The sequence below is a fragment of the Serratia sp. B501 genome, from assembly GCF_051172315.1.
Taxonomy (GTDB): Bacteria; Pseudomonadota; Gammaproteobacteria; order Enterobacterales; family Enterobacteriaceae; genus Serratia; species Serratia ureilytica.
The window spans coordinates 826,548-843,897 of record NZ_JBPIZB010000002.1; the positions used below are offsets into that span (position 1 = coordinate 826,548).

General features: G+C 58.6%; 18 protein-coding genes and 1 pseudogene. 12 read left to right on the forward strand and 7 right to left on the reverse strand.

Annotated features, from left to right (window positions below):
- Window positions 1-5: 5 nt before the first annotated feature.
- Window positions 6-1,505, forward strand: a complete 1,500-nt coding sequence (locus ACSBQV_RS10540; protein ID WP_042783752.1) for an aldehyde dehydrogenase family protein — start codon at window positions 6-8, stop codon at window positions 1,503-1,505.
- 33 nt (window positions 1,506-1,538) lie between these two features.
- Here the strand turns inward: ACSBQV_RS10540 and feaR are convergent, their stop codons facing one another.
- The gene (gene feaR / locus ACSBQV_RS10545) at window positions 1,539-2,438 is read right to left on the reverse strand and encodes a transcriptional regulator FeaR (protein ID WP_434991441.1); all 900 of its coding nucleotides are present in this window, start codon (window positions 2,436-2,438) and stop codon (window positions 1,539-1,541) included.
- A gap of 223 nt (window positions 2,439-2,661) precedes the next feature.
- Here feaR and ACSBQV_RS10550 point away from each other — a divergent pair, with 223 nt between their 5' ends.
- A complete protein-coding gene (locus tag ACSBQV_RS10550) occupies window positions 2,662-3,384 on the forward strand; it encodes an acid phosphatase (protein ID WP_099783869.1) in 723 nt (240 codons plus the stop codon).
- A gap of 35 nt (window positions 3,385-3,419) precedes the next feature.
- Here the strand turns inward: ACSBQV_RS10550 and ACSBQV_RS10555 are convergent, their stop codons facing one another.
- Together ACSBQV_RS10555 and ACSBQV_RS10560 are read right to left on the reverse strand one after the other, a co-directional pair.
- On the reverse strand, window positions 3,420-4,061 hold the full coding sequence (locus tag ACSBQV_RS10555) for a DsbA family protein (RefSeq protein WP_099783871.1): 642 nt from the start codon (window positions 4,059-4,061) through the stop codon (window positions 3,420-3,422).
- 233 nt (window positions 4,062-4,294) lie between these two features.
- Window positions 4,295-4,699, reverse strand: coding sequence for an Exc2 family lipoprotein (locus tag ACSBQV_RS10560; protein WP_033651039.1), 405 nt, complete (start codon window positions 4,697-4,699; stop codon window positions 4,295-4,297).
- A 192-nt stretch (window positions 4,700-4,891) separates the two neighbouring features.
- Between ACSBQV_RS10560 and ACSBQV_RS10565 the strand changes: the two genes are divergently transcribed.
- Window positions 4,892-5,140 carry a hypothetical protein gene (locus ACSBQV_RS10565; protein ID WP_099783873.1) on the forward strand — a complete coding sequence of 83 codons (249 nt, stop codon included), beginning with the start codon at window positions 4,892-4,894 and terminating at the stop codon, window positions 5,138-5,140.
- On the opposite strand, the gene ACSBQV_RS10570 is transcribed toward ACSBQV_RS10565, so the two are convergent.
- A complete protein-coding gene (locus ACSBQV_RS10570; RefSeq protein WP_072628318.1) occupies window positions 5,137-5,904 on the reverse strand; it encodes an NAD(P)H-dependent oxidoreductase in 768 nt (255 codons plus the stop codon). The genes ACSBQV_RS10565 and ACSBQV_RS10570 overlap by 4 nt on opposite strands.
- A gap of 84 nt (window positions 5,905-5,988) precedes the next feature.
- Between ACSBQV_RS10570 and ACSBQV_RS10575 the strand changes: the two genes are divergently transcribed.
- The 6 genes from ACSBQV_RS10575 (at window position 5,989) to ACSBQV_RS10600 (ending at window position 12,134) form a co-directional block, all read left to right on the forward strand.
- Entirely contained in the window at window positions 5,989-6,369 is a 381-nt protein-coding gene (locus ACSBQV_RS10575) for a winged helix-turn-helix transcriptional regulator (protein WP_046688317.1), read from the forward strand.
- A 128-nt stretch (window positions 6,370-6,497) separates the two neighbouring features.
- Window positions 6,498-8,099: an ABC transporter substrate-binding protein gene (locus ACSBQV_RS10580; RefSeq protein WP_099783875.1), complete on the forward strand. Its 1,602-nt coding sequence runs from the start codon at window positions 6,498-6,500 to the stop codon at window positions 8,097-8,099.
- A gap of 277 nt (window positions 8,100-8,376) precedes the next feature.
- Window positions 8,377-8,901, forward strand: a complete 525-nt coding sequence (cybB, locus tag ACSBQV_RS10585; protein ID WP_099783898.1) for a cytochrome b561 — start codon at window positions 8,377-8,379, stop codon at window positions 8,899-8,901.
- Window positions 8,902-8,954: 53 nt separating this feature from the next.
- A complete protein-coding gene (locus ACSBQV_RS10590) occupies window positions 8,955-10,241 on the forward strand; it encodes a hypothetical protein (protein ID WP_099783877.1) in 1,287 nt (428 codons plus the stop codon).
- Window positions 10,238-11,413 (forward strand): hypothetical protein, encoded by a 1,176-nt coding sequence (locus tag ACSBQV_RS10595; RefSeq protein WP_099783879.1) that lies wholly within the window; start codon window positions 10,238-10,240, stop codon window positions 11,411-11,413. The genes ACSBQV_RS10590 and ACSBQV_RS10595 overlap by 4 nt, the downstream gene beginning before the upstream one ends.
- Window positions 11,414-11,429: 16 nt before the next feature.
- On the forward strand, window positions 11,430-12,134 hold the full coding sequence (locus tag ACSBQV_RS10600; RefSeq protein ID WP_042783746.1) for a hypothetical protein: 705 nt from the start codon (window positions 11,430-11,432) through the stop codon (window positions 12,132-12,134).
- A 3-nt stretch (window positions 12,135-12,137) separates the two neighbouring features.
- Here the strand turns inward: ACSBQV_RS10600 and ACSBQV_RS10605 are convergent, their stop codons facing one another.
- Window positions 12,138-13,235, reverse strand: a complete 1,098-nt coding sequence (locus ACSBQV_RS10605; protein ID WP_099818242.1) for a hypothetical protein — start codon at window positions 13,233-13,235, stop codon at window positions 12,138-12,140.
- A 502-nt stretch (window positions 13,236-13,737) separates the two neighbouring features.
- Here ACSBQV_RS10605 and ACSBQV_RS10610 point away from each other — a divergent pair.
- On the forward strand, window positions 13,738-14,271 hold the full coding sequence (locus tag ACSBQV_RS10610; protein WP_047572519.1) for a hypothetical protein: 534 nt from the start codon (window positions 13,738-13,740) through the stop codon (window positions 14,269-14,271).
- 50 nt (window positions 14,272-14,321) lie between these two features.
- On the opposite strand, the gene ACSBQV_RS10615 is transcribed toward ACSBQV_RS10610, so the two are convergent.
- Window positions 14,322-14,540 (reverse strand): TM2 domain-containing protein, encoded by a 219-nt coding sequence (locus tag ACSBQV_RS10615; protein WP_033641985.1) that lies wholly within the window; start codon window positions 14,538-14,540, stop codon window positions 14,322-14,324.
- Between the two features lie 429 nt (window positions 14,541-14,969).
- On the reverse strand, window positions 14,970-15,749 hold the full coding sequence (locus ACSBQV_RS10620) for an alpha/beta hydrolase (RefSeq protein ID WP_099783881.1): 780 nt from the start codon (window positions 15,747-15,749) through the stop codon (window positions 14,970-14,972).
- Between the two features lie 391 nt (window positions 15,750-16,140).
- Between ACSBQV_RS10620 and ACSBQV_RS10625 the strand changes: the two genes are divergently transcribed.
- Window positions 16,141-17,079, forward strand: a complete 939-nt coding sequence (locus ACSBQV_RS10625) for a VirK/YbjX family protein (RefSeq protein ID WP_168177230.1) — start codon at window positions 16,141-16,143, stop codon at window positions 17,077-17,079.
- An 81-nt stretch (window positions 17,080-17,160) separates the two neighbouring features.
- Window positions 17,161-17,350 (forward strand): annotated as a pseudogene (locus tag ACSBQV_RS10630) (paraquat-inducible membrane protein A); the annotation flags it as partial.

Below are 17,350 nucleotides of genomic sequence, written 5' to 3' on the forward strand. Positions count from 1 at the left end.
GATGTATGTCTGACAATACCGTAGCCGTGCTGGATAGCGTGTCGCGTTTTCTCGATCGTCAGCATGGGCTGTATATCGACGGCCAGTGGCGCGCGTCCGCCGCGGAAGGCCGCCTGGCAGTGTATAACCCCGCCAATGGGCAGCAAATCGCCACCACCGCCGACGCCAACGAACACGACGTGGCGCAGGCGGTGGAGTCCGCCCACAAAGCCTTCAGCGAAGGCGTCTGGGCGCAGCGTCTGCCGGTCGAGCGCGAACGCATCCTGCTGCGCTTCGCCGATCTGGTGGAGCAGCACGCCGAAGAGTTGGCGCAGCTCGAAACCCTGGAGCAGGGCAAATCCATCAACATCGCCCGCGCTTTCGAAGTCGGCAGTACCCTGAACTGGATGCGTTACACCGCTGGGCTGGCGACCAAAATCACCGGTCAGACGCTGGACGTGTCCATTCCGATGCCACCGGGCGCCAAATATCAGGTTTATACCCGCAAAGAGCCGATCGGCGTCGTCGCCGGCATCGTGCCCTGGAACTTCCCGCTGATGATCGGCATGTGGAAAGTCATGCCGGCGCTGGCGGCGGGCTGCTCCATCGTCATCAAGCCGTCGGAAACCACCCCGCTCACCCTGCTGCGCATCGCCGAACTGGCGAGCGAAGCCGGCGTGCCGCCGGGCGTGTTCAACGTGGTCACCGGGCGCGGCACCGTGTGCGGTAAGGCGCTGACCGAACATCCGCTGATCGCCAAAGTCAGCTTTACCGGCTCCACGCCGGTGGGCAAAAGCATCGCGCGCGCTGCGGCGGATCGCCTGACCCGCGTGACGCTCGAGCTGGGCGGTAAAAACCCGGCCATCGTGCTGCAAGATGCCGATCCGCAGCAGGTGATCGAAGGCCTGATGCTCGGCAGCTTCCTCAACCAGGGGCAGGTGTGCGCCGCCAGCTCGCGAATTTATATCGAAGCGCCGATTTACGATCGGTTGGTGGCCGGATTCGAACAGGCGGTGAAATCGCTGTCGGTCGGGCCGGGGATGGATACCGGGGCGCAAATCAACCCGCTGGTGTCGCTCGCGCACCGCAACAAGGTGGCGGCCTACCTGGACGATGCCCGGGCGAAAAACGCCGAGCTTATCGGCGGCGCGGCCGGCCCGGACGCCAACGGCTTCTACATTCCGCCGACGCTGGTGATCAACCCGGATGACCGGCTGAACCTGACGCGCGAGGAAGTGTTCGGCCCGGTGGTCAACCTGATCCGGGTGGCGAGCGCCGAAGAGGCGCTGAGCAAAGCCAACGACACCGACTTCGGGCTGACCGCCAGCCTGTGGACCACCAGCTTGCAAAAGGCGATGGCGTTTACGCCGCGCATTCAGGCCGGCACCGTGTGGGTCAACACCCATACGTTGATCGACCCGAACATGCCGTTCGGCGGGTTCAAACAGTCGGGCAGCGGCCGTGATTTCGGCCCGGATTGGCTGGATGCCTACACCGAGTCGAAATCGGTCTGCATCCGCTATTGAGTGCAGCGGCGTGGGCCAGGCCCGCGCCCTGACTTATTGATACTGCCGACGGTACTCTCTCGGTGACATGCCGAAACGCTGCTTGAAAGCGGTCGAGAAATGGCTGTGATCGGCGAAGCCCCAGTCAAGGCCAATGCCAGCCAGCTTTTCCTGCCCAGCGGCGCTGCGCAGCGCCTGCGCGCACAGATCCAGCCTGCGGTTCCTGATGTACTGCGCCACCACCAGCCCCTGACGGGCGAACAGCCGATACAGGCTGCGTAACGATACCCCCAGCTCGGCCGCTACCCACTCAGGACGCAGCTGCGCCGACTGAATATGCCTGTCGATCAACGCCAGCGCCTTGTCAAATACCGGGTGCTGCCCCTCCGGCCGCGCCTGTTCAAGCGCCAGAGCCGGGCGCAGCAGCGCCGCCAGCGCATTCAGCACCGCCTCGCTTTCCGCTGCGGCGAGCTGAGGATCCTGCATGCTGCTCAGCACCAGCTGGCGGCTGAGGCGCACCGCGCTGAGCTCCGCCCCCAGACGCTGCGCGCAAGGCGGCGGCAGCGGCAGACAGCCGCGCGGCAGTAGCAAAGAGATTTGGCGCGAATCGCGCTGGAAGGTGAAGCTGCTGGGCTGTGAGGCGTCGATCAGCGTCATGTCGCCGGGAGAGAGCATCGTTTGGCGATCGCCCTGCTCCATCAACGCACTGCCGCGCAGCTGGAAGACGGTAAAAAAGTGCGCGCCGTCGCTGCGGGCGATTTCACGCGGCGTGCGATACAGCCGCGCCTGGGCCACGTCGACCACGCTCAGACGCAGCGCATGGGCGCGGAACTCCTGCATCGCCCCGCTGAAACCCGGCCCCAGCGTTTTCGCGCAGAACCTGCCGCAGGCGGTGTTGATTTTGCCCAGCCACTCTTCGAAGCCGGCGTCGCGGAGCGTTGCCAATGCCGTCATGATCTCTCCCTTCAAACGCCGGCGGCGCTGCGCCGTTGAACAGAAAATCACCATAACAATCCGTTAACACACAATCAATGGCGAGCGGGGGATTTGGCGCCGCGATCACAGTTCGCCCGGCGCGTCGTCATCAATCCGTCACGAAATCGTCATCTCATCTTCACAGGCCTCGCCAAAGATACAGGCTGCTCCCCCTTCACGTTGACACCCTGGACATGACCCGATGAAATCATTGCAAAAATCTGTTTTAGCGCTGTGTTTGTTTACCACCAGCGCCCTGGCCGCGTTCCATGCGCAGGCGGCAGAGGAAGCCCAACCGTTCACCACCGCGCAGCAGGTGGATCTGACCCACATCCTGCCGCCACCGCCGGCCAACGACTCGGCGCAGACCCAGCGCGAACTGCAGGAAGTCCTCGACATGCAGCAAAAACGCACGCCGGAAATGGCCAGCCAGGCCAAGGCGGATGCGGAAGAGAACGTCTGGGTGTACAGCAATGTGATGGGGCCGAAGTTCAACGCCAAAGCGTTGCCGGCCGTGAGCGCTTTATTCGATCGCATCGTCGCGACCGAAGCGGCGGTGGTCGATCCGGCGAAAGATTTCTGGAAGCGCCCGCGCCCGCATATGCTGGACAGCCGCATCGAGCCGATCGTCAAGCGCTCCAGCTCCGGCTCCTGGCCTTCCGGCCACACCACGCTGGGCACGCTGATGGGCATCACCCTGGCCAACATGGTGCCGGAGAAGCGCGCCGCCATCATGACGCGCGCTTGGCAATATGGCGACAACCGGGTGGTGGCGGGGATCCACTACCCTTCCGATATCGAGATGGGCCGCATCGCCGGCAGCGTGATCAGCCAGCAGCTTTCGCAACAGCAGGATTTCCAGCAGCAGTATCGGCAAGCCCGTGATGAGCTGCGTCAGGCGCTGGATTTACCCGCGGCGAAATAGACCCGGCGGCTGACACCGCGCCCTGACGGCCCGGTTTACGGCTGTTTGTCCAACAGGTAACGCACCACCGCCGCGTACTCTTTGGCGTAGCCTTCAACACTGGTGGCGGCCATGCCGGCATTGTCTATCTTGTATTGGCCGGCCACGTAGAACGACGGGGTGCCGCGCACGTCAAACGCTTTCACCGCTTCATTCTGCTTGGCGATCAACCCTTTGACCAGCAGGCTGTGGCGCGCGTTTTCATAGGTGGCGGCATCGATGCCGGCCGCCGTGAACACCCGCTGAATATCGTCGGCGCTGTTGACGGCGTGCTGTTTTTGCACCGCGTCGAACATCGCCCCTTCAATCTTGTCTTCCACGCCCAGCACCGTCGCCACCGCCCAGGCTTCGGTCAGCGCATTGCCCAGTTTGCCCATCAGGCTGACGTGATATTTGGTGACCTTCTCGCCCGCGGGCAGCGCCTGCGCCACGGTGCTGCCCACGCGGTAAGTTTCGGCGAACTGATAACAAGGGCCGCAGTAGAAGGAGAAGAACTCCACCACCGCCGGCGCGGCGGCCACCGGCTTATCCAGCCGGGTGTATTGCTCGCCCGCGCGGTAATCCGCGGCCTGAACCGCGGGCAGCGCCAACATCAATACGACGGCGGCGGCGAACGAACGCTTAACTTTTGCCAACATAAACACTCCTGGTTTCATCTATGAACATCGTCCTTAGCGGCGGTTTTTATAATCAAATAACCGCCAGAAGACCAGTTTTTATTACCTTCTATACCCTAAATAATTGGAGTTGCATCACGGCGGCAAGAGCGGGAGTCCCCAGGAGCTTACTCAAGTAAGTGACTGGGGTGAGCGCTCGCAGTCAACACAGATGCAGCTTCAAGTATGACGGGTATATTTGTGAGGGATTATGTTCAGCGCCCTTCGTAACCGTCCCAGTACGCGCCTACCGCTTCCTGCGAGAACACCTGGCGGCGTTTAGGGTTGTCGGAGCCGCTGTAAGTGCGGTTGATGAAAATGGTTTTGTGTTCCATGTTCTGCTGGAATTCCGGGCTGGCCAGATAGTCAGCCTTTTTCTGCGCCTCGCTGCGCGCCACGCCTGCCGCGCGATCCTTTTTCCCCAGCTGGTAGAACTGTTCGAACATCGGCACGGCGTTCTTAATACTGCCGTTCACATCGGTGCGGAATTGCGGATCGAAATCGTCGCGGGTTTGATAAATGTAGTGCTTGGCATGCAGCTCGGCGCTGCTGAGGTGATGGGTGCAGGCGCTGAGCGCCAACAGCGGCAACAACAGCGCCGCGCTTTTCAGTCTTTTCATGTCGTCTGTCCCTGTCAGTGAGGAAGGTTCCTTTAGCGCCAAGAGCATAGCGCCAGCCCCCGGCGAACGTCAAACGACAAAACGCGCATCGCCTTGTTTTATATTAATATTATATACATTGATTGGTATTCATTGCCTGAAACACTATGCTTTAACAGACAGGGTAAACACTCACCGACAGCGAGGCGGCCAATGAAACCGATCGACAAAAGCGTGGGGGAGTACGACCTCACGGCGAAAAAAAAAGCGGGCATGATCACCGGCACCATCCGCGGCGAACTGCCGGACAGCGACGCCAACCTGCCGCTGCTGCCCTTCTCCGGCACCTTCGCCGGCCCGAGCGTGGCCGAAGCCATCGCCGATATTCAGCAGCAGTTCCCCGACATCGAACCGGCGATTATCGACGATTTGCGCGAGGAACTGCTGAAGGCCGGATTCTAATCCGGATCGCAATGCCGCACGAACGGGCTGTACACCGGCGCGCCGGGCTTCAGCGCCAGATCGGCGTCAAAATCTTCATTGCGGTTGAAGGGCACCGCCGGCCAGGCGGAAAACGCGTTCAAACCGTCCCGGTACGCCTGCGTCACCTGCGCCAAAGCGGCGTTTTGCGCCTGCAGAGCCTCGCCCGCCAACCCGCCGCGCACGCCATAGACCAGGAACGGCTCCAGCACGCTAAAGCCGATATAGTGCAACGCATGCATGATGGGCCACAGCATCAGCCGCATATCGCCGTCGCGCCCGTTCGGCGCGCAGGCCTGTGCGGAAGCGCCGGCGGTGACGGTCAGCAGCGCCCGTTTGCCGCGCATTACGCCGTTCTCATGGCGGTGGCGGCTGTCGTAGATCCCGCCGTAAACGAACACCCGATCCATCCAGCCTTTGATGATGGCCGGCGCGCCGAACCACCAGAAAGGAAACTGCAACACCAGCGTATCCGCCCAGTGCAGCAGCTCGATATGCCGCCGGATCTCCGCCGGCAGCGCCTGAGTCGTCCAGTGATGGCGCTGCTCCTGCATCGCATCAAATCTGTCCGCCTGCTTTCTGCTGGGGTAATGGCCGGCGCTCTCGCGCGGATCAAATCCCTCCTGATACAGATCGACCGTCTTCACCTGATGCCCCTGTGCCAGGCAGGCCTGCCGCGCCTGTTCGGCCAAATGGGCATTGAAGGAATGCGGCTCGGGGTGAGCCAGCACAATCAGCACGTTCATCCTATTTCTCCCGTTGTAAGGTGGTGCTGCTATGCTGTGGCTTTATCGCACCCTTGGCAATTACGCACCTGAAGGTAACCCCCAATGGCTTATCCCGGCGACGTCTATTCGAGCAAGTGCTCCGCGCGCGATGCGCTGGCGCTGATCTCCGGCAAGTGGGTGATGTTGATCCTGCCTGCGCTGGCGCAGCGCCCGATGCGCAACGGCGAACTGCTGCGCCGCATCGACGGCATTTCGCAGAAGGTGCTGACGCAAACGCTGCGCCAGCTGGAACGCAACGGGCTGCTTGAACGGCTGGATTTAAGTGAAAAGAATCAGGCACATGTGGAATATCGGCTCAGCGCCGTCGCCTGCTCGCTGGTCGAGACGCTGACGGCGCTGGACCGCTGGGCGGAATACCATTTCCCCGAGCTGGACGCCGCCCGCGAGCGCTATGATGCCGACCGCAAGCGCGAGAGCGAGTAAAGCGGTTTGGCAAGCAACGCGCGGCGCACAGAATGCGCAGGTGAGACGCTTGTTCCCGGTCTCGCCATCCGTTATCTATAGTTAATTCAATTCGCCGGTAACGGCCCACTCCACCTGAGGATCTTGCCTTGACGTTTTTAAAACACCCAATCGCCGCGCTGGTGCTGGCTGGCTGCGGCCTGCTGTCGGCGGGCGGCGCGCTGGCCGCTTCCGATGCGCTGGTGTACTGCACCGTTGCCTCGCCGGAATCGTTCAACCCGCAGCTCTCCAGCTCCGGGCCGACCTTTATCGCCACCTCGCAGGTGCTGTACAACCGCTTGGTGACGCTGCGCGAAAGCGATAAAACGCCCGCCCCGTCGCTGGCCACCGAGTGGAGCGTCAGCCCGGACGGCAAGACCTACACCTTTACCCTGCGCCAGGGGGTAAAATTCAACAGCAACAAATACTTCACCCCAACGCGCGACTTCAACGCCGAAGACGTGGTGTTCACCGTGATGCGGCAGAAGGATCCGGCCAACCCGTATCACAAGGTCTCCGGCGGCAACTATGAATACTTCACCGACATGGGTCTGGATAAGCTGATCACCAAGGTGGAAGCGGTGGACGAACACCACGTGCGCTTCACGCTGAGCCAGCCCAACGCCGCGTTCGTCGCCGACTGGGCGATGGATTTCGCCTCGATCCTGTCCGCCGAGTACGCCGACGCGATGCTGAAAAAGGGCACGCCGGAATACGTCGACAACTGGCCGATCGGCACCGGGCCGTTTGCGCTGCAGCAGTACAAGCAGGATTCGCTGATCCGCTACATCGCCAACCCGCACTACTGGCAGGGCGAAGTGGCCAGCAAGCACCTCATCTTCTCCATCACGCCGGATCCGCAGACCCGGCTGGCCAAGCTGAAAACCAACGAATGCCAGATCATCCCCGCGCCGCTGCCGGAACAGTTCGCCGCCATCAAGGCCGACGGCAACCTGCAGTTGCACGACATTACCGGGCTGAACGTCGGCTATCTGGCGTTCAACACCCAGAAAAAACCGTTCGACAACCTGCTGGTGCGTCAGGCGCTGAGCTACGCGGTGGACAAGAAAGCGATCGTCGCCGCGGTGTTCAAAGACAGCGGCACACCGGCCAATTCGCTGCTGCCGCCGGGCATGCTGGGCTACAACGACAAACTGCCGGAATACGCCTACGATCCGCAAAAGGCGCGCGAGCTGCTGAAGCAGGCCGGGCTGGAGCAGGGTTTTGAGACCGACATCTGGTCGATGCCGGTACAGCGCCCTTACAACCCGAACTCGAAGCGCATCGCCGAGATGATCCAGAGCGACTGGGCGAAGGTGGGCGTGAAGGCCAAGATCGTCACCTGGGAGTGGGGCCAGTATCTGGCCGGGCTGCGCAAAGGCGAGCAGCAGAGCGCGCTGTACGGCTGGGTATCGGACAACGGCGATCCGGACAACTTCGCCACCCTGCTCGGCTGCGCCGGGGTACAGAGCGGCGCCAACGTGGCGCGCTGGTGCGATAAGGATTATGACCGGCTGATCCAGCAGGCTATCCAGGAGAACCAGCTGCAGGCGCGCGCCAAGCTGTACCAACAGGCGCAGGTGATCTTCGCCAAACAGGCGCCGTGGCTACCGCTGGCCACCGGCAAAGTGTTCTACGCCACCCGCAGCAACCTGAGCGGCTACGTGGTGGACGTGAACGGCAGCGATTTCGCCAAGGCCAAATTGAACTGATCCCAGGCGCCGCAGCGAGGGCTGCGGCGCAACCCGCGTCATCGCTTAATAAGCTGCCGGCCTCGGAATCTACCGCCTGTTAACTTCATACCTTACGACGCTCACAGCCTCCCCTGCCGCCAGGCGCATATCCCACTAAACCAATCGCTTAATAAGTGAGTTGAACCTGGCGTTTTGCCTAAATTGCGCGCACGCGCTTTCCTCCGATGTAACATTTCGTTACCATCGGCGCACAGACCCTTTAACATCAAAAGGTAACCCGGTGCAGAACACCTACATGCCGTGGCAAATTCGCCTGCACTGGCTGGTGGCGATCCTGCTGGTCATCACCTGCGTCACCATCGAGCTGCGGGGTTTTGCCGAACCGGGCAGCGCACCGTGGTACGCGCTGGTTGTCACCCACTTCAGCAGCGGCGTGACGGTGTTTGCGCTGATGCTGGCCCGCCTGCTCCTGCGCCGGCGCCACGCCTCGCCCGCCATCGCGCCCAAACCGCCGAAGTGGCAAACCGGCCTGGCGCACCTGACGCATACCCTGATTTATCTGCTGCTGCTGACGCTGCCAGTGCTGGGGGTGTATTCGCGCTATCTGGGCGGCAAGGAGTGGTATCTGTTCGGCCTGTCGATGCCGTTCGCCGACGTGGCCGATCGGCCGCAGGCGCGGATGATTATCGGCTGGCATAAAACGCTGGCCTCATTCGGCTACTGGCTGATCGGCCTGCATGCCGCCGCCGCGCTGTTCCATCACTACATCGTCAAGGACAATGCGCTGGTGCGCATGCTGCCATTGATGAAAAAACGCTGAATACCCGGCGCCAGGGATGACTTTTCGGGCCACGCCCGCTGACAGGGAATGACATGCAAACCCAATTTTTTAATGTGACCGTCGAACAATGCGCCTGCCAGCAGACGGCGCCCGACAACCTGGTGAGGATCATCGCCTCCGGCCAGACGTTCTTTTTTTACCGTGACGACTTCAGCGACAGCGAAAATCTGCTGGCCACGCTCGCCGCCGGCGATCGGGTGAAGATTGGCGCTCACCGCCTGCGTGACGGCAGCTACTGGCTGCACTGGCTGCTGCACGGCACGAAAGGCCGGCTGGAACCCGACAGAACGCTTAAATACAAGCTGAAATATTTCGCCCTGCTGGTGCTGGGCGCGGCGCTGGCCGGTGGCTTCCCGGCCGCCTTTTTCATCATGGACCGGGAAGACTCCTGGCTGACCATCGTCCTGTTCTTTATCGCCATCATCGCCGGCCTCATCGGCATCGGCATGGTGCTGTTCGTCGGTTCAGAGCTCTTGCTGATCGGGCATCGCGGCCGCAGGCGCCTGCTCAGGGCGCTGGATCGCGTGCTGCTGGGGCAAGACGTCACGCCGCCCGATTCGCTCAGCCTGAAAATCCCCGGCATCAGATACCGGGCCGTCCGCAAAGACGCCGTGCCGACGACCGCACCGCTGCAGACCGCACTTCCCCTTCCGGACGGCGTCGAGGCCTCCGGCATCGAGACGGTCAACGCCCTGAGCTACGAACTTCGCCACTATGAGATCCCGCGGCAGATGCAGTATTTGGACACTTACGCGTGGCGTCAGAACGAGACGCACTTCGCGGTGACGACCCGTGCGCTCAACGTCCCCACGACCAAACTGCATCCGGTATTTCGTCGGCAGCATCCGCTTTTCATCGCTAAGGGCGATCCGCTGCAGGTGTTGTACTGCGAGAACGACACCGTCCCCGAGTTGCCTACGGTGCGCGGGATCATCAATCATCGCGACCACCAAACCTATCTCATCGGCGGCAATCGCTACTTCACCGAAGCCGGCCTTAACCTGAGCGCGCGTGTCGTTTTCATCCTGGGCGCGATCATGATGTGTTTGATGCTCGGTCTGATCGTGTGGGATAACGCCGATACCCCAGAGGGCTTTTACCTGGATGCCTGGACCCTGAAGCGCCTCGGCAGTGAGTTGCCGCCGATTCTGCTGCTGCTGATGCTGATGGTCAGCGGCCTGGCGCTGCTGATCGAGGGCTTCGCCCAGATCTGCCGCCTCTACGCTTTTGAGCAGCACCGCACGTTTAAGACGTTCAAATACCTGCGCAATCTGCGCCGCAGGCTATGGCGGCAGGAACAGGTGACGGAGCTGAAATGATGACGCTAGCGCTTTATAAAAGACCCCTTATTATCCTGACGCTGTTTTTGGCCAGCGCGCTGGGCGTCTATTTCCTCGCCCCTGAACAACGCTATGCGCAGTGGCAATGGACCCAGAGCGACGAGACGTTGCCGACTATAGCCCGTTACGATCTCATCCACAGCTACCCGGCGCAGGACGGCGCTCTGCTGCTCATCAGCAAAAGGAGCGAACGCGGGGCTTACAATAGCTTCTACGGCTGGGCGGCCAACTACCTCAGCCAGGTGTTATTCACCGGCCCGAAGGGGTTGCAGATGCTGGGGCAACTCGACGAATCAATCTACGATGCGGTTTGCGTCGAGCAGGAGTGCGTGCTTTTTCTGTCCAAAGGGCGCCGGCTGGTCGATGTGCAACGGGGCACCATCGGGGCGCTGATCCCCTGGCCGGAGGGCGACGACAATCTGCCTTCCTTTATCGGCGGCAAACTGGTAGCGCTGTCGGGAAAGCGCGCGCTGTATTTCATCAGCACCGAAGGCGTATTCTACAGCCCGGACTTTGGCGCCCATTGGCGGCAGACGCTGGATCTGCCGGCGCTGTTGGATGAGCGACAGCTGCTGGGCTTTGAGCGCGGCGAGGAGGAGTCACCGACGGCTTACGCCTCCGGTAAGCGCAAATCCATGCCCGAGATCTTTACCGCCGTTGATGGCGATCGCGTGCTGTTTTGGATGAACCCGGTGCTCGGTTCCGGCGCCTTGCACATTGCCGTTAACGGCAAAACCGGCGAGGTGGCCGAACTGCATTGGCTAACGGTGCGCGTCAAGGAAAGCGCGCAGGCTCCGGATGGCGGCATCTACCTGATCGCCCAAACGCTGGACAGAGGGCTGTATCAGCTTCTGCGGTATCAATCCGACGGGCAGTTGGCGGTGCTGTTGGAAAACGGCGATAAATCGCTGTATCAGCTGTGGGCGGGCAACGACAAGCTGGTCGCCCAAACGGATAACGGCGATGCGCGTCTTTCGCTGATTTTCGATCTGCGCTCATCCGAAGTGCGCTACCGACAGCCGTTGGAGTACCGCTACAACGGGCGCGACGACGCACGCCAAACCGTGATCGAACCGGAAAGCCACTATGGCGATGACGGGGAGACCCCGGCGCTGCCCTACTTCGTTCGCTATCGCTACACCACGCCGTGAACATAAGGAACTTGCCATGCTGTTAGGTTATGGCGCCGGCGCCGCCGGCCTGCTGGCGCTGTTATTGGCCCTGCTGCTCGCCGGCATCCTGCTCGCCTGGTGGGGCTGGCGATACGCCGCCGCCCGCTGCGGCCGCCCGCGCCCGCCGCTTTCCTGGGGCGGCTATCTGTTGGCCTCGGCGCTGGCGATCTACCCGGTGGCGTTCGCGCTGATGCTGATCGACATTGCCCTTCAGGATCTCAAGAGCCAGCGGGCGGAAGAACGCTGGAATCGGCGCAGTTACCTGACGCTCGAGGCGGCAAAACCGTTCGGTGAAATCACCCTGCCGAAAGGCAGCTGGGTAAACCGGCAGGAGCCGCGCCAGCCCGGCACCGAAGACAGCCCCATCACGATGAACGGCGTGACCGCCGTGCGCTTTCCTCAGCCGCAGAGCGTGGCCGGCGTGCCGATCATCGCCTTCGAGGTTTTACCGCCGGTGATGGAGCTGGCAGGTGCGCATACCTTCACCCGTCCAACCGGCCAAACGGTGCACTGCGAAGCCGGTTGGCTGGTCTCTTTCTCTTTACCGCCGGATAAGCCGACCCCGCAGTGGGAGGAGTGGCAGGCCGGGCTGCCTGCGGCGGCGTTTCGGCCCAGCGACTGGATCTTTAGGGAGTGCTTCTCCGGTAGCCCGATCGCGGTGCTGACCTTGCACAACGGCGAAGTCAGGGTGCTGCCTTAAGCCTTACGCCGTGGCGTTGGGCAAGCGCACGGTCACGCGGTTGTTGGCCGTTGGCAACTGCAGCGGCGTTTCCTGCCAACTTACCGCGATAACCAATACCGGCGGGGCCGGCACGCGCGGCTCACGCCCGCCTGGCCCCACGCTGTAGGCATCCCATTCAATCACAAACACCCCGCCGTCTTGCGGCTCGACCCGCTCGACGAAAAAGGTGGTGTCCGAACCGCGCCCGCCCGCCGGTTTATGCGCATAAGAGAGCAGGCTGAACCACTCACCGGCGAAGTAGAGATGGTATAGGCCATCGACGATATGCTCGCCGCGGAACTGGCAGCCGCCGACGCTCAAACCGTCACCCGACGGGGATTCCGCCACGCGTTCGAGATCGCGCACGAAGCGATCGGTCGGCCGGTTATCCAACAACAGTTCATAAGGCGGCGTGTGCAGCAGCGCGGCAGGATCGTCCGCCTGGCGCAGATCCGCCGGCAACATCGAGCGCGCCGCCAGCACGCGGCCGCTGGGCAACGTGATCTCCAGCCGATCCGCCGGATCCGCTACCCACTGCGGCACCCACAGACCGCGCACAAGGTGCAACGGCGTGGCTTCCACCTGCCGACACGTCGCCCGCAGCCGCGCCAGCGCCTCAGCGGAACCGGCGCCCAAGGCTCCCAGCTCGCGATCGGTCAACGCAGGCAGCGCATACAGCGCCCGGGCGGCGGGCTCGTATACCGTCAGCTCCTCTCCCTCGCGGCTGCGGGTCGGTATCAGGCGCAGCTTGCCATCGTCCACGTCCTGCGGCGCGGCACAGGCGCCATGCACAATCGCCCCGTCGCGCAGCAGCAGCGTCCAAAAGCTGGGGCCGCCCATGCCCAGTTCCCCCACGCCGCCAATCTGCCGATCGCTGTCGCCGGCGTGCGCCATCTCAATCGGCTGCGAACGCCAGTCGGTCTTGCGCCACTCTGTCGCCTCTTCGGGTTCTTGCCCGCTTTTAGCGGCGCGCTTCGCCCATTGCAGCACGGCAAACAGCGCGATGCACAGCCCCCCCCAAACCGGGTGATCCTGCCAAATCAATAACCAACCGACGATCAAAAGCGCCCAGGCGGCCATGGCGATATCCTTTTCGAAGAGAAAACCGCCTGATTCTAGCTCAGACGGTTAGTGGGGTTGAAGCCTATGCCATGAATAATTAGCCGTTAAATAGAAAGGTAATAATTTCAGCGTTATTTCTGTGACTATGAAGATCACATAAATAATGCTTCACTGCGTGATTCCAACATAAAAACATAACCCTCTGTATCTCAATAAATATTTATTGCTCGATTAAGAAACAGAAAGCGTAACGAGGAAAAAAATCGCAATAGTTTGTACATATTCTAAACATTGACTATGTTTAGACATACTATTTATATGCAGGAAAAAATACCGAATAAAAAAAGAGAAAGGCGCTTAAAAAATTAACACAACCTTGCTTACCGCGAGGAAGAAAAACTCTTTTCCAGCAATATTCCGCGGATATTTTATCTCCACGGAACGGGTCACTTTGCGTTTTATCAGGCCAATAGGCTACACACCGCAATTAATATCATTATTAGCATTCCGGAGACCGACAATGAAAATCGTTACGGGCATTATCCTTACCTCTGTGGCCGCCTTCAGCGGCGCGGCTTACGCGGCCGATGCACAACCTACCACCGGCAACGCGGAAGTGATGCTGGAACACGTGCACGCCGTGATGGAAAACGGCAGCCCGGCGCCGCAGCACGACGCCGCCTGCCAAAAAGAACTTTCCATGCCGGAATCGAAATATATGGGCATGAAGGTCAAAACCGATTACACCATCAACAGCAGCACCATGATGATGTCGGCCAAGTCGATGTTCCCATCGCCGGATTCCATGAAACCCATGGAGCTGACGGTCGATCTCTCTGCGCTGGGCCTGGCGGATGTGTATGCCTTCGGCGCCTTTAAACCGGCTGCACTACCGCAGGCCTATATTTATTTCACCATCGACAAGGATTTTAAAAATCCGGTCAGTACCTTTATGATTATCAACCAAGGCAAGCAATATAACTGCGTGATCTCCAGCTCGAATAAAATGATGAGCAAAGAGATGCGCGGCAAGATGATGATGAAGAAACAGTAACGGAATGAAAAACGGCGCTTCCCGCAGCAGGAAGCGCCGTCAGAAAAGCCTTAAATCAGACCAGGATTGTATTTCTGGTTGAATTTCTCTTCCGATTGGAACAGATAAATAATGCCTTCGATAAAGCCGACAATCGATGGGATCCCCGTCCAGCAGAACAGCAGGTAGAACAGCCCCCACCACTTCATCCCCAGGTAAAACTTGTGAATGCCCAGTCCGCCCAGGAAGATGGCCAACAGGGCCGCCGCGAGCTTGTCTTTTCTGCTCATAGTTCACTTCTCCTAACTTCTCACCGAGCCACCGGCATGTCCAAAAACGGATGCCGCTCCGCAGAGCGCCGCATCGCAATGCTTGAGGAGGAAAACATTCATCCATCAAGGCTCAACAGGGGTAATTATAACAGCGATTAATTAAACGGTTGTTTAACCGGCGAAAGGATAAGCAGAGGAAAGCATGGGAAGTGAGGCTACAGATACCCGGTTTCGGCTCAAAAAAACACGCACGCTCGCAGGAGCTCGTCGGCATAATAGATGAGCGAAAATTATCCCGCAGCCGTCATTGTAAGAGATAAGGTTAAAACAGATTTTCATTGCCTGATATCGGCATATCGCTATAATTTTTAGTTTCCCTGGTGAATGCCTGCAGACGATTAATAGCAGCTCACTTGCAGGTGTTCAAAAAATGATTATATCACGACGCTAAAGCCCATCACGTTGAGTATTATGCGCCGCAATCGCATTCGCCATCAGTGCGTAATCTTTAATGACCCCTTGGTGACGACGCCCTGAGCAGAAAATAAAATCACAGCGTTGCTCATCTTCGATCAGTTTTTTTGCCAGATGCCTGACTCGCAATTTGGGTGTTGCATTAATTCTGGTCACCCGCCCTCTTTCAGTTTCATTACTTTGCGGATGAACCTTTTCCTCATACTCGCCAATCATCAGGGTTATTTTATTAACGCTTTCAGCGATTGTTAACTTGCCATCAGGAAGCAACGCCCCATTCCCCCACCAGATCGATGGACTGGCCGCCAGATAATTTTGAAACGCGTCAGGATGGTTCAACAGCGTATAAAGTACAAAATGCCCGCCATGTGAATGACCTGCCAGCGTTTGTTTGTCTGTATTGATTGAGTAGCGTGACTCAACCCAGGGCTTAACGCATGCGGTGATAAACTGATAAAATGCCGGCGCTCCGCCACCGTCAATAAACTCTTTATCATCAGAGGGAACCGTATAGTCGCGGGTTCTTGCTTTTAGTATATCCACCCCATCCTGATAGCCGACGCCCACATAAAGAATATTGTCGTTGTTTCTACTCTGATGGCGTTCGGTCAGCTGGGAGAATTGAGTATTGGCATCGAGAAAGTAAAGCGCTTTTAAATCGCCATGCGCTTGCTTGTCATGAGCAATAAAAACCCTATAACGTTGACCATTAAAGTTAAAGTCCTTCGTTCTTGAAATCAAACATCCACACATAACAACCTCACTTTATAAATAAGCCTGTGATTTAACATTGGCGGTAATGTCTCTCCCCAGATGAGAGAAAAGACGGTGAGGTTCAACCGTAGCAACAGATTATTCGGCTTACGACGCTTGCTGGTTGTGTGAATCATTAAACAAACATACTGGTATTATCCCTTGCAGCACATTACCACTCAGCAACAAACAGAGGCCTCGTGAACAACCTGAACCGCATGCGCAAAAGGCCGGCCGAAGCAGATTCAGGGCGACATGCTGTCCGGTTAAAAGCGTCTTCTCCATCAAATCTTGATAGAACATGAATAATAAATTAAGAATCACCCATTAAAATATCAAGAACGCCATCAATTAATAAACGAAAAATCAAAATAAAAAACGCACTTATAGGATGAAAATCTTGAAAAGAAACATTATCTTCGAATTACTCTCGGGACAGACTGTCCCTGGCCCGGCATGGAGAAAAAAGAGCTTCCGGGCGAAGTTCTTACTTCGACTTATTTTATACTATTCATCGACTAAAAAATCACTATCCATTTTAACTCAACAGAGTGAGTTAAAATGGATATTATATAATCAAGATACATTCCCGTGTAAAACGCACCGGCAATACCTGACGCGCAACCTCAATGCCAAACAACGTGCATCGGCAATTGTCAGCCATTACCGGTATGTGTCCTCTCTCAGTAACAAAGCACTGTCCAGCGCGCTGATATCACGTGAAGAAACGATTTTGGCGGAATTCACCGGCAGAGAGGAGGCTCGTTTTACCATTTCGGCCTCTTGTGCGCACAAAGCAGAACGAGAGGGCGAGTCAACCCTATGGTTGCGTGGCGACAATAAAGAACTGCTCGCCAGCGCGACCTTTTCTGCCGTGTCCGAGAGGGCCGAATGGCATTTCGTCATTGGTGGCCTGCAAGGGCCTGGGCGGCATGTGCCCCATGAATCCATCAAAGAAGCGACTCGGGCTTTGTCGGGTATTTTCCCCAAACGTGTTTTGATGGAGTTTATTAGCCGCCTCGCGGAGCTCACCGCGGTGCGCGCCATTTATGGTGTCAGCGATAATGGACACGTTTTTCGCTCATTGCGCTATCGAATGAGCAAAGGCCGGCATTTACATGCAAGCTACGACGATTTCTGGTCGTTGATAGGCGGGATAAAACAAAATGCCTGGCGCTGGCAGCTGCCCTTGACGTTTGAAAGAAAATCTTTGGAACATATACCCAGTAAAAAGCGGGCAGAGTATCGCCGACGTTTTCAAATCATAGATGATATTGCAGAGCAAGTTCGCACGCTTAATACGACTAACCTCTGCGCGAAAATTGCATAATAAAACTATCATGAACATTCTTGGGACAGTTTTTTGAGTCAAATACCCCGTACGTTGCCCACCAATTACAGGGAAAACCAGTTGCCATCCTTCAGTCGGCCAGCACTACTGCACATCGATGCGTCGTCACAGAATAAGACGCTCTGCCCGCAGTGCGACATGCTGGTGGCGCTGCCGCCGCTGGCCTATGGCAGCAAAGCGGTATGCCCGCGCTGCAAAACCACGCTCAGCGCCCGCTGGGACGAGCCGCGCAAGCGGCCGATCGGTTACG